The sequence below is a fragment of the Pseudoalteromonas sp. SWN166 genome, assembly GCF_015864485.1.
Lineage (GTDB): Bacteria > Pseudomonadota > Gammaproteobacteria > Enterobacterales > Alteromonadaceae > Pseudoalteromonas.
In genome coordinates, this window is sequence record NZ_JADYXB010000039.1 from 1 (window position 1) to 14795 (window position 14795).

Annotated in this window: 8 protein-coding genes; 3 read left to right on the forward strand and 5 right to left on the reverse strand. The window is 37.3% G+C overall.

The window, feature by feature from the left end:
- Nucleotides 1-147: 147 nt before the first annotated feature.
- The 3 genes from I6F49_RS17130 to I6F49_RS17140 form a co-directional block, all read right to left on the reverse strand.
- Nucleotides 148-3294, reverse strand: a complete 3147-nt coding sequence (locus I6F49_RS17130) for a DEAD/DEAH box helicase (protein WP_197181424.1) — start codon at nucleotides 3292-3294, stop codon at nucleotides 148-150.
- Nucleotides 3295-3700: 406 nt separating this feature from the next.
- Entirely contained in the window at nucleotides 3701-4663 is a 963-nt protein-coding gene (locus I6F49_RS17135) for a transcriptional regulator (RefSeq protein WP_197181425.1), read from the reverse strand.
- Nucleotides 4664-4678: 15 nt separating this feature from the next.
- On the reverse strand, nucleotides 4679-5917 hold the full coding sequence (locus tag I6F49_RS17140) for an AAA family ATPase (RefSeq protein WP_024597882.1): 1239 nt from the start codon (nucleotides 5915-5917) through the stop codon (nucleotides 4679-4681).
- Between the two features lie 773 nt (nucleotides 5918-6690).
- Between I6F49_RS17140 and I6F49_RS17145 the strand changes: the two genes are divergently transcribed.
- A complete protein-coding gene (locus tag I6F49_RS17145) occupies nucleotides 6691-7905 on the forward strand; it encodes a hypothetical protein (protein WP_024591590.1) in 1215 nt (404 codons plus the stop codon).
- 69 nt (nucleotides 7906-7974) lie between these two features.
- On the opposite strand, the gene I6F49_RS17150 is transcribed toward I6F49_RS17145, so the two are convergent.
- On the reverse strand, nucleotides 7975-8850 hold the full coding sequence (locus tag I6F49_RS17150) for a DNA replication terminus site-binding protein (protein WP_197181426.1): 876 nt from the start codon (nucleotides 8848-8850) through the stop codon (nucleotides 7975-7977).
- Nucleotides 8851-9830: 980 nt separating this feature from the next.
- Here I6F49_RS17150 and I6F49_RS17155 point away from each other — a divergent pair.
- A complete protein-coding gene (locus tag I6F49_RS17155; protein WP_197181427.1) occupies nucleotides 9831-11180 on the forward strand; it encodes a class II 3-deoxy-7-phosphoheptulonate synthase in 1350 nt (449 codons plus the stop codon).
- Between the two features lie 225 nt (nucleotides 11181-11405).
- Here the strand turns inward: I6F49_RS17155 and ppsR are convergent, their stop codons facing one another.
- Nucleotides 11406-12215 carry a posphoenolpyruvate synthetase regulatory kinase/phosphorylase PpsR gene (ppsR, locus tag I6F49_RS17160; RefSeq protein WP_166420827.1) on the reverse strand — a complete coding sequence of 270 codons (810 nt, stop codon included), beginning with the start codon at nucleotides 12213-12215 and terminating at the stop codon, nucleotides 11406-11408.
- Between the two features lie 157 nt (nucleotides 12216-12372).
- On the opposite strand from ppsR, the gene ppsA reads away from it, so the two are divergent.
- Complete coding sequence (ppsA, locus tag I6F49_RS17165) at nucleotides 12373-14748, forward strand: phosphoenolpyruvate synthase (RefSeq protein WP_197181428.1); 2376 nt, start codon at nucleotides 12373-12375, stop codon at nucleotides 14746-14748.
- Nucleotides 14749-14795 lie beyond the last annotated feature (47 nt).

Genomic DNA, 14795 nt, shown 5'->3' on the forward strand with positions numbered 1-14795 from the left:
AATGCCAATCCATAACTGGAATCTGACATTGTCGCAATTGGCCATCCACTTCGAAGGTAGGTTAGATGGTGTGCTAGATATTTAGCAATTTAGGCTGACACAGAATTCTGAACGCCCTCTAAAAAGATCAAAACTTTTTAGAGCAATTTAATTTTTAATGAGCGACAACATTTGTTGCTCATCAAATTTAGTAAAGCTCATTGATTTATCGGTAAATAATGCATCTACAAGCGCTTGCTTATCTTGCTGCATTTTAAATACTTTTTGCTCTATTGAATTATTCATTACGAGCTTATAAACAAATACTGGGTTAGTTTGGCCAATACGGTAAGCTCTATCTGTTGCTTGCTTTTCTACGGCAGGGTTCCACCATGGATCAAAGTGAATAACGGTATCGGCTTGTGTTAAATTAAGGCCTGTACCACCGGCTTTTAAGCTAATTAAAAACACCGATGTTTTACCACTGGTAAACTCGTCGATTACTTTATCTCGGTGGCGCGTTTGGCCTGTAAGCATACTAAAGTTAATATTTATTTCTTCAAGGCGTTGGGCTATTAAGTCGAGCGCCGATGTAAACTGACTAAATATAATGATTTTACGACCAAGACTTAACATAAGTGGTAAGTGTGTTGTTAACCATTCGAGCTTAGCAGAGCCTGCCTGAGTGTCTGGATCTATTAATTTAGGGTGGCAACAAATTTGTCTTAACTTTAAAAGTGCCTCTAAAAATGCAAGTTTACTTTTTTGTGCACCTTGCTCAGCAAATAAGTCGATTAGCTTTTCTTCTAATGAACGTGTAATGCCTTGATACATTTCTTTTTGCTTAGGTTCAAACTCAAATTCTTTAGTTAGCTCTGTTTTTTCGGGAAGCTCTTGCGCTACTTGTGCTTTAGTTCGGCGCATTATAAAAGGCATAATTAACGCTTTTAGCTGCTCAGCTCTTTCCATATCTGCTTCACGCTCGATGGGCGTTTGAAAATGCTGCTTAAAGTGCGCTTGAGAACCAAGTAAAGATGGCATGGCAAAATCGAGTAACGATTTAAGCTCAAGTAAATTATTCTCGATTGGAGTACCACTTAAACAAAGTTTAAAGTCGGCATTTAAGCGTTTAACTAATCGCGACACCTGTGCGGTATCGTTTTTAATATATTGGGCTTCATCGAGAATTATATTTTCAAAATACAATGGCGAGTAATAAGCAATATCACGTTTTAACAACGGGTATGTAGTAAGTATGCATTGGGCTTGTGCTAAGTGTTGTAGAGGTTCGTTACGGTTTGATCCAAAAATAGTGGTCACTTTTAAACTTTTAGCAAACTTAGTAATTTCGTTTTGCCAGTTACTCACCAAGCTAGTTGGACATACAATTAGTGTAGGGCCTGCTTGCGGACGGTTAAAGGTACTCGCTAAAAACGCAATAACTTGCAGTGTTTTCCCCAGCCCCATGTCATCAGCTAAAATACCACCTAATTGATGACGCTTTAAAAAACTAAGCCAGTCAACACCTTGCTGTTGGTACTCACGAAGCGTTACCGAGTCATTCAAGCCATGTAATGAAACCTTAGGCATTGCTGTATCGGTATTGTTTAGCTCTTGTAAGTATCGTTCAAGCGAGTCGTCATGTAACTCTACATTTATGGCTGTATGCTTTACAAGCTCTGGTAAATACGAAAGCGGAATATTAAATTCATCCCGTGTTTTTACAAACTCAAAACGCTCTTTAAATTCATCTAATAAGTTAATTGCAGACTTATTAATAACTCCAAATTCACGGCCAAGCGGGTAGTAGTAAAATAACTCACTTTGTCGGTTTAACGACTGATATAGCGGTTCTGCATTAGTAAATAAAAGCGCTGCTTTTGCATCGCATAGCAGTACTTTACAGTGCATTTGATGCCCTGCAGCGCGGTGTACATGTAAACTCACTTCACACTGCGGATTAGGACTCGTTACTTTACTTACACTTACTTGCCAACCACGTTGTTTAAAACCAGGAAATACTTCGTATATAAGCCAATGCAAATGGATAGGAGATTGCTTTGTAAATACAAGTTCACTTTGTAAACCCCCTTTACAAAATTCAAAACCTAGATTTATTAGCTCATTCGTTACCGTATTTTCAAAAGCACTATTAATAGTGCTTACAGGTGCAGAACCCGCTAAATAATTTTTATTTTTATACTTAAATAATAACGAAAGTGATAAACCTTGATCGCCCATCGTTACTTTTAAAACAGCATTACTAGAGATTTTAGGTAACGTTGGCTGCAAGTTAGTAGGATGAGGTATTACACCTGCGCCAAAATTATCGGCAAGTTGTTTGTAAATACGATCAAAATTAGCATCGTGCAAAGCAGGCATAGTTTGTAAATGAGCTATTTCTTCTGCACTTAATGGTGTGCGAAGACGACCCGCTTTTAAGTGATCTAAATCGAGGTAAGTAGGTGGTGTTGTTTTTAATAAAGCCCAGTTTTGGGTTTGCTCAAGCTTAATAATTAATTGGGAAAGATCTTTATCTTGCTCCCAACTAAAACTTAATGCTTGGCCCGATTGTGCTTTAATTGGCACTCGAGAACGCTGGAAAAAAAGGCGTTCTGTAGCGATTAGTTGTTGCAGGGCACTAAAGCCCCATTGACCTTTTAGCTCAATACTTCCCACTGCATTTTGTGAGCGTATCCAACTAAATAATCTAAAGTCACTTTCGAGTAAGTCACTCGGCGTTACAAAACTATTTAACTGTTGCTCAGTTAGGTTTCGACCTAACGTATAATTCTTTTTAGTCTCAACATTCGCTATTTTAGGCGTTAAAAATACTTTGTTATTTTCAATATCTAATACAAACAATAACACTTGCGAGGGTGTAGTTTGCTCACCACTTTTAAGTGCGCTTAATTCACTAAACCAATCATTAATAAAGTAATCTTCGCCGTACTCACCAGAATGCTCAATTTTAAGTTTAAATAAAATAGCGGCTAAGTGTCGACATTTGGTTTTTGCATTACATGTACAGTGCGTATCAACAGAATAACCAGTGGGTACTTTACTGATCTCAATACGTTGGTTAAACGATGATCCGTTATCCACTTGAACAGTAGAATCTACAACAGAAAAGTTAGGCGTATGCTCTAACCAAGTGATCTGGCCTTTTTTATAATATTCTTTTCCTTTATCTAGGACATTTTCACGAAAAAGTTTTTTAATAAAGCGTTCAGACAGAGGAAACTGGGTAGCCTGCTCATTTTTAATTTCTTCAAAAATAGCCATTAAATCATTTTTTGATAAGTTAGCAGACATGTCACTCTAAGCATTAAATTTTAAAAATAATTCTGCCAGTATATGCCTTATGTGCTCTGAGCTAAAGCACTATTAACAAGTTATAAACTGGTTGGAGCTGATAGCTTAGTAAAAAACCGGTTTATAGGTAAAAATCCGTATAAAATTTCACAAAATATTAGACCCTACATACACATGCAAAGAATAATCTAGGTATTACAGATCACAATTTTACTAACAATAATAATAAATCGAGAAAATGCAGCCAAGAAGAGGGGATTAGTTAGTAAAAAAGTGATCTTGAAGAGGTACTATGATTATTTGAAGAGGAATTGCGTTAGTAAAGATCAGATTTTTACTAACAAAACAATCTGCCAGATCACTATTTAACTAAGTAAACAAGCCTGACAGATCATTATTTAACTAACTAATTAAAAGCACTTAATAACTTAGTTAATTGCTCTAAGCGTTTGTCTGTCATCACTTTATTATCAATTTTGATAGACACATCGCCGCTTTTTAAATTACGTTGTACCGATATAAATTTATTTTCGAGTACAGCTTCACGTTTAACGGCCACTTGTGGCTCAGCTGTTAAGCATTTAGTAATTGCCATTGCACGCTTTTCGTCGCTTGTAATCGCATTTAGCTCTTCATCGCTAGCTAGGTCTAAAACGAGTTGATTAAACGCCTCTTGGTCGCGCTCCTTTGCGCTCACAAGCTTTTTAGCTACTTCACGACCTACGTGGTTCGCAGTAGGGTAAAGCGCAATAACATCGGCAGGTATTTGCTCGTACGCCTTGATGGCATCTGCAATTGCAGTGTGCGATACACCTTCAATGGCGGCGATTTCTCTGTAAGATCCTTTTTTACCTTGTTCAATCAACTCGTTTTTTGTTTGTTGGTAAGCTTGTCCTAGCTCCCATAAGCTAGGGGCAATGTACTGATCTGAAGATACCGCTAAAATTTTAGCATCTTGCTCAGTAAAGTCGCTTGAACTAAGCACTAAATAATCTGCGTTACCTAAAATACACGCCATACGACGGCGAGAGCCCGCTAAAACTAAGCTCGTTTCGCCTTGATCCCAAAGTAGAGCAGGATGCTGATTACGGCCGTCGTCACGAATAGCAGGAAGAATATCTGATACTGACTTTTCGTTTAGGAGCGACTGAACACGGCGGTTTTTACCATAAACACCTGTAGTGGATTCAATATCAGCGTGTGAGATCACTTTACAAACAAGCGTTATCTGGCGCTCAGGATCGCTCGGTGCCGGCATTCTAATTACATCGCCAGCATTGGCCTGTTCTAATAATGCGTCAAGGCTACTGCTACCTACAGCGGTTGCAAAAGGATCTAAGCGGGTGTCATTTTTACGTTTTTTAGCCATTTTTGTTTAACATCCTTACTTAGGGGAATTGAGTGTTGACTGAGTTGACTGCCAATTTGAACGAATAAGCATTTCTAGCTCATCAACGACATCTTTAATATTTTCTTGGGCGCGCATTAACGATTCACGACTTGCTAAGCTGTCTGACGCTTTTTGATCAAAAATAGTGTTAAAAGATGATGAGCTTGCTGTAATTGCCGAGCTGTGATTAATTGGGTAGCTCATAACTTGGCGACCAAATGCACTACGAACATCTTTAACGATATCGCGCTGTGAGTGATTACCTTTCACATAGTTGGTAACTAAAAACTGCATAAAGTCCCAACCTTCGTGGCCTAATGCCGCTACAGTATGGTAAATCTCACCTAATCGTTTTAAGTATTTATTGTTAGCATCAAAATCTACAGCTTCTGGGTGAACAGGGATTAACATAGCAGTAGATGCCATTAATGCATTATAAAACATAAAGTTAAGAGTAGGTGCTGTATCAATTAAGATAATATCAAATTCATCTTTAACAGGATCAATCACTTTTTCTAGTAATTTATGATAATGACGAGTTTGCTCATAATTTGAGGTATCTTTAAGCAATGTTGCTGTTTCGTGCTCAAAGTAAAAATCATCCATACCTGAAGGCAGAACACGGATATTTGGAATATGCGTTGGTAAAAATGAATTAGATACAAATTCAGGCCATGTTTCGCCCTCATCTAAATCTATACAATCACGCATTAAATCGCCAACAGTAATTGGATCGTGTTCACTTGAAGGAAAAAAGCTTGAAGAAGAACCTTGAGGATCTAAATCTATAATACCAATGCGATAGCGCTTAATATTTGTTGTTGCGAGCGCTGCTGCAATATTAACCATACTGGTTGTTTTACCACAGCCGCCTTTGAGAGAATTAATAACAATAACTTGTAGTTTGTCATCACCCGTACGATGATCTGGTTTAATATCCATAATATCGGCCATGGCAAAAATGTTTACTAACGTGTAAGCATAATGACCATTAGCACCGCGTTTAATGTTTAAATCATCAAAGTCGCCATTGTCATGACGTCTTTTTAAAGTACGATTATTACAACCTAGTAAGTCGGCAGCTGCTTTTTGCGTATAGGTTCTTAATTCTTTTTCTTCTGATTTAAGATGAGCACGATAGTGCTGAATACGACCTTCTAATGATTTTTCAGCTACTTCGGCAGTTGCTTTTAAAAGCCGGTAGGTACTTAACGCGTTATTATTGATAGACATACTTTCTTCCTCAAAGTTAGGGAGTTAGTATAATGTCCATTCAATTTGCTGTAAACAACTATTTAAGACGACATGCATTTTAAAAAGAAGACATTCAAAAATACTTTTACACCGTTAATATTGCTTAGTATAAATAAAGAAGTTTAAAGGTGGTTAAATATATAAGGTAATAAAGGTTAAGGGCTTTAAATTGACATATAACATAATGATTTATATAAACAATGTCTAAAAAAGCAGATCAGCTTTATACTTGGTTAAGATCAGATCTTTATCTACCTGCAGATCAGCTTTTTACTAAGGCCTATTTTTAAAATAGAGTTATGCACAGGTTGCGCATGAAGTTATGAACAAAAAGAGCCTCTTAGATCAGTTTTTTACTAAGTAAATTATAAAGTTATGCACTTGTGTCATCATCAAAAGGTACGTTTAATTAGTATAGATCTGATCTGTACTTGGTACAGATCAGATCTATGCTAACTCGATAAGGCTTTATCCACAGGGGGATTTATTTTTACACGAATTTGTCGTGCTAAATTTTAAAATAAAGCGATTGTAATGGACAAAATAACAGCTGAGTTAGTAAAAAAGAGATTTGTAATAGCTCAGTTAGTATAATTATGATCTGAAATAAGAAGTTATAGACTCCACTTAGTATAATAGTGATCTAAGCCTTTTATTTAAAGTCAGATCACTTTTATACTAACTTAAACATTTAACTTTTGCTGCTTAATGTGTTGTTATGAGCTGTCGCAATAAAAATGGAAATAAGAACAATGAGCCGAAAGGTCAACATCTCGGTAGATAACTTGCCCGATACACTTAGGGGCCAAATCCACGGGGTGGAAAGTGCAATCGATAACGAAAGTTTAGCACTATTTACAGACAACAAAGACGTGCGAATTTCTATTGAAAATGCAGCTCATGGATTACGTGCATATTCAAACACGTTTAATCATTATGATTTGTGGGGACGTTTTGTACGTTCTGGCTATAAAAAATTACCACTTGAAGAAGCACCTAAAAAAACAATTATCACGCGTAAAATATCTGAAAAAGTAGATGGTATTTTATACGATGGCGAAATAAAAATAACTCCCGCTGTTGTAAGTACGCGTAAAGATGGCGAAGACGTCGAATACCTTGTTTGGCCATCAGATAGAGAAGAAAAAGTAGAACGTGCACTTATTCGTTTAGCCTCTAAAGGCAAAATAGTTAAAATTAATTTTAAGTCCGGTATTCAATACGCGGTTGTTTTTTCTATGAACGAATTAGCGCAAGAACTTAAAGCGGTAGGGCAATCTATGCCATACCCTGCAATTAAAGAGTCTCTTGAAGCATTGCAAGGTTCTAAACTTTCGTTTAAATATTCTGCAACAGATACTAAAAATTCTGATATAGATGATTCGTTTTACGAGTCAAATATGAACTTTTTATCGTCACTTCATTTTAGCGGCAAGAAGGGTCAGGGGGGCAATGTAAAATGTGTCGCCTGTTTAAATGCATTTGTTCATAACATGATTGATAACCTTGAATACAAAGGTTATTACTTTAATAGTGCTCAAGAATTAAAACGTGGATTATCGCGTTGGATGATGCTTCGTTTGTATCACCTTTGGCGTTATGCAGCGCCAGGTAAAACGTATCATTTTAGATTACTGTCTATCATGGAAAAATATGGTTCTATTTATTCAACGGATGATATTACCGAAAATAAATTAAAAGCCCTGCGTCGTGATATGACCACTACTATGAAAGACTTGATTGAAAAAGGCGCAATATCAGAATACAGCATTACTAACGTAAAAGATGATAAAACAGGCAATATTATTGATTACACTTACGAAATGCATCCATCTGATCAGTTTTGTGATGAAATACTCACACTCAACAAACACAATAAACGCATTGAAATTCAGGGCGGTAAACGAATTGTTGAAAATGCAGTGCTGATTGATGAAGATAAAATTGAAGAGATAGTAGAAAAGTAATAAACATAATTTAAATACTTAAACACATTACCAAAAGGGCCACATATTGTGGCCTTTTTAACATAATCACTATCGGTCTACCTGCTCTAAATATAGCCTATCAACTAAAAAATCGTACTCGCGTTTACGCGGGTGAGTTTCGGGTTTTTGATAATTAGGTAATATGCCTAGTTTTACGTCTGGTTCTGGATTAATCAAAATAAAGGGCAATGCGGCACTAACATGATAGCGGTTTTGCGCAGTATATCTCACATTAACTTGTGGGCTTACACGAGTAGGGCGACGAATTCTTAGTTTTTCCTTTTCACCTAAACTAGCAACCCGTAATTGTTCTTGAGCTACAAGTGATTGCCATTTTTGTTGATCAATCATTCTTGGATTTCGATAACCGGCCGATTTATCGAGCATTTCGAGAGCCATTTTTTTTGTCAGCGTTTTTGTTGCGTGCTTATGCATCCAAGTAAATCTAACAGAAAATGGAGAGTCACTTTCACAATGAATTTTGCGATATGCAGCAAGTGTAATTAAATTAGGCATCGCATTATGAACCGCTTCAAAACGAGCATCGTTATTATCTATTGCAACTATGCATGCTTTAAAGTCTGCTTTCGCTTTATTTACTTGAGCTATTCGATTGTTTAATGCTTCCTTATTGGCATTTTTTATAACCAACAAACCGGGGTGGCGCTTTAATACGCGGCTACTTAAGCCTTCTTTTTTATAAATATCGGTAAATGAATTAAGAATAGCTCTATGTGCTAAGTCTCCAGATATTTTTTCGGTGATAATTGACTCAGGAACAATATTCTCATCAAGACTACTAATATCAGGAAGTTGATAGTATTCAGCTTTTGAATAGTCACATTCTTTAAGCTCTTCAACTAACCTCACCGTTAATTCATTCATTAAATCAAACTGACTTCTAATTTGAACTTTACTTACCATAACCCACCAAGAACACATCTTACTTAAAATGATTATCGCATATTTCTTAGCTATTTGATTACTATTTATTACAGTTTACTCAGAGCTAAGTGTGTATTCAATTATATATAAGTATGATGTGTTCTTTATGTTGCCTTTTAATATAATTATGCAATGACTGTATAAGTAATAAATGATCTTGAGCTAATGGGAGAGTCACTTAGCAAATAAATAATTGTAATCAGCGAAAAATAAATAAACCTAGAATGAAAGAGAGGCAGTAACAATTAAAAGCATAGTACGTTATATCTAAATTTAAGCTCTTAACGCGATTGTATAAAAGCTCAAAAAATGAGAGCTTGTGAATTATAAACTCCATGAAATAATAGGGTGTATTCGATGACATGCATCCTAGAGCAAAACTAAGAACATTGTAGGGAAGTGGATGAAGCCACAAACCGACAAAACATTTACAGCACCGCTATTAAGCCAGACTGTGAAAGCGAAACACTCTGCTCACCCTTAATATTTGTTTGAATAGTAGAACAGTATTGAGGAGGCCCTGCGCATAAGCAATCGCATATAATAATAAACTAACTTTATTATTATATGAAGCTAGGAAACCCCACTAGCACACAATTTGACAACACTCTACTTGATAATAATAAAAGTTTATTTTACCTGTAAAGTTAAGATTACAATAGATTGTGTTTAAGTATGATGTGTTCTCAATCAAACTGTTCATTACGGTTACTATGCTATGTTCTATCTCCAAGCAGCTAAAATATAACCAATTGTATTTTATCTTACTGTTTTATAATGTTTTTAAGTTACTTAAAAACAAACTTATCAAGTCTCAATAATTCAATATTTGCCTATAAATCTCATAAATACTTACCTCATAACTAAATAATTAGTAAATAGTGAATTTAGTCCTTGAACATAGGGGCCTGCATACGGTAATTTCTTCTTATCAGGTAATGTAGGAATGAGGAAAGAACATGCAATCGTGGAACCCAAATAGCTGGAGAGAGCTGCCAATACAGCAGCAGCCACAGTACCCAGATCAAGAAATACTTAAATCAGTTGAAGGCCAATTAAAGACGGCTCCGCCTTTGGTTTTTGCTGAAGAAACAAGAAGCTTATTTAAACAACTTGAAGACGTGTGCGAAGGTCGTGCATTTTTACTTCAAGGTGGTGACTGTGCAGAATCATTTAGTGACTTTAATGCCGCTAACATTCGCGATACGTTCAAAACAATCTTACAGATGGCTGTTGTATTAACTTACGGCGGTAAATGCCCTGTAGTTAAAATTGCCCGTATGGCTGGTCAATATGCTAAACCACGTTCAGCAGACTTAGAAACAATTAATGGTGTATCTTTACCATCTTACCGTGGCGACATCATTAATAATATTGAGTTTACAGAAGAAGCGCGTATCCCAGATCCACAACGTTTAATGACTGCATATCACCATAGTGCGGCAACGTTAAATTTATTACGCGCATTTGCACAAGGTGGCCTTGCCGATCTTCACCAGGTTAACCGTTGGAACATGGGCTTTGTAGCTGCAAACCCACTTAAAGAAAAATACCAACAACTTGCAGACAAAATTCAAGACGCACTCGAGTTCATGGAAGTGTGTGGAATTAACTCTACAATTGCGCCAAGCTTAAAAGAAACCGATTTATACACTTCTCACGAAGCATTACTACTTGGTTACGAAGAAGCGCTTACTCGTCGCGACCACCTATCAGGTGACTGGTACGATTGTTCTGCTCATTTTGTTTGGATTGGTGAGCGTACTCGTCAACTTGACCATGCACATATTGAGTTTTTCAAAGGTATTAAAAACCCAATTGGTGTTAAAGTTGGCCCAGGTATGGAACCTGATGACCTAATTCGTTTAATTGATGCATTAAACCCAGATAACATCCCTGGTCGCTTAACGCTAATTACACGTATGGGTGCAGACGTACTACCAGAAAAACTTCCAGCCCTAGTAAGAAGAGTTCAGCAAGAAGGTCGTAAAGTAATTTGGAGCTCTGATCCAATGCACGGCAATACTGAAAAAGCGACGTCAGGATACAAAACACGTAACTTCGACAATATCATGCGCGAAATCAGTCAATTCTTCGCTGTTCATAAAGCTGAAGGTTCATACGCAGGTGGTGTTCACCTAGAAATGACAGGCCAGCACGTTACAGAGTGTACTGGCGGTGCTTACGGTTTATCAGATGACGACTTAGCACAGCGTTACAAAACGCAGTGTGACCCACGTCTTAATGCCGACCAAGTATTAGAGTTAGGTTTTTTAGTTGCTGATTTACTAAAAGACGCACGTAAATAATATTTGTTAATACTAAAAAACCGCTTAATTGCGGTTTTTTTGTTTTTAATCTAATCGATAATTTATACCAATTCGCTTAATTAAGTGATCTATTTTGAGGCCGGAAAAACGTGTTGATAGCTAGGCAAAAAATTCGCTATTTAGTTGTTCTAAATGAGAATTTTTTAACGCAGGTAGCGACACGTTTAGCCCCGCAGAATGATTAAGTATTATTGCGGATTGGTATTAGTACTTACGTCGCTCTAAGTCAGTCTCTGTCAGGATTTTTGCAGATATCTCTTCTACCGAATGATGCGTAGAGTTAAAGTAAGCAATTTTATGGCGTTTATAAAGCATTTCTACTTCACGCACTTCAATACGACATTGTTTAATAGATGCATATTTAGAATTAGCCATACGTCTATGCCTTATAGCTGCAAGCCTTTCAGGGTCAATCGTAAGCCCAAATAACTTATGTTTATAAGGGACTAAACACTTAGGTAAACCTTCGTTATCTAAATCTTCTTCTGTAATAGGGTAGTTAGCCGCTTTAATTCCATATTGCAGTGCTAGGTATAAGCTGGTTGGTGTTTTACCACTTCGGCTAACACCTATTAAAATAATGTCAGCCTCTGAAAAGTTTTTAATATTGCCGCCATCATCATTCATAAGTGCATAGTTAACTGCATCAATTCTAAAATCATAACTTTTTTCATGAATAGAATGCGTACGGTGCATTTTTGGAACAGGGGCTACATTGAGTTCTTTTTCTATTTTTTCGCTGTATGTAGTTAAAAAATCATAGGTAACCGCATCGGCCGATTTTATAATTTCACTCAAACTATGATTTACAAAAGTAAAAAATACGAATGGTTTTTCGCCTGTTCTGGCAGCAGTTGCATTAATTAATGCTTTAATTTCGTGCGCTTTTTCTTCAGTTTCTACAAATGGAATTGTTTTATGATTAAAATCGATAGGAAACAACGACAAAGTTGCATGCCCAAACACCTCTGAAGTAATAGCTGTTCCGTCTGATATATAAAAAGCAGTTCTCATAATTAACCTTTTTATTGCGTTTAAATCCCTAAAATGGGTTTCTCACGGTTTACGTGAGGACTGTTGCCAGTGTAGAATGATGGTGACCTTTATAAAAGGTTTTCTTTCTTAACTCTCACAGTTAGACCTACAATTAGTTTTTTTTGGAGAAAGATCCGTGCAAGAATACGTTCTCTGGTATCAAGAGCTTGGTATGCAAGATGTTCCTCGAGTTGGCGGTAAAAACGCATCACTTGGCGAAATGATTTCAAACCTAGCAAACGCTGGTGTACAAGTACCGGGTGGTTTCGCAACTACCGCAGATGCTTTTAATGAGTTTTTAGATCAATCAGGACTCACAGCAAAAATTCACGACATTCTAGATACACTTGATGTTGATGATGTAAATACACTCGCTAAAGTCGGTGCAGACATCCGCCAATGGATAATCGACACACCATTCCAACCAAACCTAGATCAAGCCATTCGCGACGCATATAGCCAACTCCACGGCGACACTACAGCAGATGTTTCATTCGCAGTACGTTCATCAGCTACCGCTGAAGATATGCCAGATGCATCATTCGCAGGCCAGCAAGAAACTTTCCTAAACGTAGTTGGTATCGATTCAGTAATGGTCGCTATTAAACACGTATTTGCTTCATTATTTAACGACCGTGCAATCTCGTATCGTGTTCACCAAGGTTACGATCACCGTGGTGTAGCGTTATCAGCGGGTATTCAGCGCATGGTACGTTCAGATAAATCAGCATCTGGCGTAATGTTTAGTATTGATACAGAGTCTGGTTTTGAAGACGTTGTATTTATTACATCAAGCTACGGCTTAGGTGAAATGGTTGTACAGGGCGCAGTTAACCCTGATGAGTTTTATGTTCATAAACCAACACTCCTAAAAAACAAACCTTCAGTAGTACGTCGTAATATTGGCTCTAAAGCCATTCAAATGATTTACTCAGAAGACAAAGCACATGGTAAGCAAGTAGACATCGTTGATGTTGCCCCTGAGCTTTCAAATAAATTTTCGATTACAGATGAAGAAGTGCAAGAACTTGCCAAGCAAGCTGTAATCATTGAAAAACATTACGGTCGTCCAATGGACATCGAATGGGCAAAAGACGGTAACGACGGCAAACTATATATAGTTCAAGCTCGTCCAGAAACTGTTCGTTCAAACGAAGACGCCAACGTAATGGAACGTTTTCAATTAAATGGTACAAGCAACGTTGTTGTTGAAGGCCGTGCAATTGGTCATAAAATTGGTAGTGGTGTTGTACGTGTTCTTGATTCAATCAAAGAAATGGATCAGGTACAAGTAGGCGACATTTTAGTTACCGATATGACCGACCCAGATTGGGAACCAATCATGAAACGTGCTGCAGCGATTGTTACTAATCGTGGTGGCCGTACATGTCATGCTGCAATCATTGCACGTGAACTAGGTATTCCAGCAGTAGTTGGTTGTGGTAATGCAACTGATTTAATTAAAGCGGGTCAAGAAGTAACAGTATCGTGCGCCGAAGGCGATACCGGCTTTATTTACGAAGGTATTTTAGATTTTGAAATACTAACGTCACGCGTTGATAAAATGCCAGAACTTCCAATGAAAGTTATGATGAACGTGGGTAACCCCGATCGTGCATTTGACTTTGCACGCTTACCGCATGCAGGTGTTGGCCTTGCGCGAGTTGAATTTATTATCAACCGTATGATTGGTGTTCATCCTAAAGCGTTATTAAATTTTGATGCTCAAACAGATGCATTAAAAGCAGAAATCACAGACATGATTGCCGGTTACGAATCACCAGTAGAGTTTTATATCACAAAACTGGTTGAAGGTATTTCTACTCTAGGCTGTGCATTTGCACCAGAGCGCGTAATTGTTCGTATGTCTGATTTTAAATCAAACGAATACGCAAACCTAGTTGGCGGGCAGCAATACGAGCCGGAAGAAGAAAACCCAATGATTGGTTTCCGTGGTGCTGCACGTTATATCTCTGAAGACTTCCGTGATTGTTTTGCACTAGAGTGTGAAGCAATAAAACGTGTAAGAAACGACATGGATATGCAAAACATAGAAATCATGATCCCATTCGTACGTACCCTTGAAGAAGGCAAACGCGTAATTGAACTACTAGAAGAGCATGGCCTTAAACGTGGCGAAAATGGTCTTAAAGTAATCATGATGTGTGAGCTACCTTCAAATGCACTACTTGCTGATGAATTTTTAGAAATGTTTGATGGTTTTTCTATCGGCTCTAACGATTTAACACAGCTAACGCTTGGTCTTGACCGTGATTCTGGTTTAATTGCACATTTATTCGATGAGCGTAATCCTGCAATTAAAAAGCTACTTTCTATGGCTATTAAAACAGCTAAAGAAAAAGGAAAGTACGTTGGTATTTGTGGTCAAGGTCCTTCTGATCACGAAGACTTTGCAGCATGGTTAGTAGAGCAGGGCATTGATTCTGTTTCATTAAACCCAGATACAGTAATAGAAACATGGTTATACCTAGCTAAAAAATTAGCGAAGTAATAAATAGGTAAGCTATAAAAATGCCAGCAATGTATTGCTGGCATTTT

Bases quoted from the DNA above. Each gene is read 5' to 3' on its own strand.
- ppsR (WP_166420827.1), bottom strand. From the start codon at position 12,215: ATGAGAACTGCTTTTTATATATCAGACGGAACAGCTATTACTTCAGAG.
- I6F49_RS17130 (WP_197181424.1), bottom strand. From the start codon at position 3,294: ATGTCTGCTAACTTATCAAAAAATGATTTAATGGCTATTTTTGAAGAA.
- I6F49_RS17155 (WP_197181427.1), top strand. From the start codon at position 9,831: ATGCAATCGTGGAACCCAAATAGCTGGAGAGAGCTGCCAATACAGCAG.
- I6F49_RS17140 (WP_024597882.1), bottom strand. From the start codon at position 5,917: ATGTCTATCAATAATAACGCGTTAAGTACCTACCGGCTTTTAAAAGCA.
- I6F49_RS17150 (WP_197181426.1), bottom strand. From the start codon at position 8,850: ATGGTAAGTAAAGTTCAAATTAGAAGTCAGTTTGATTTAATGAATGAA.
- I6F49_RS17145 (WP_024591590.1), top strand. From the start codon at position 6,691: ATGAGCCGAAAGGTCAACATCTCGGTAGATAACTTGCCCGATACACTT.
- I6F49_RS17135 (WP_197181425.1), bottom strand. From the start codon at position 4,663: ATGGCTAAAAAACGTAAAAATGACACCCGCTTAGATCCTTTTGCAACC.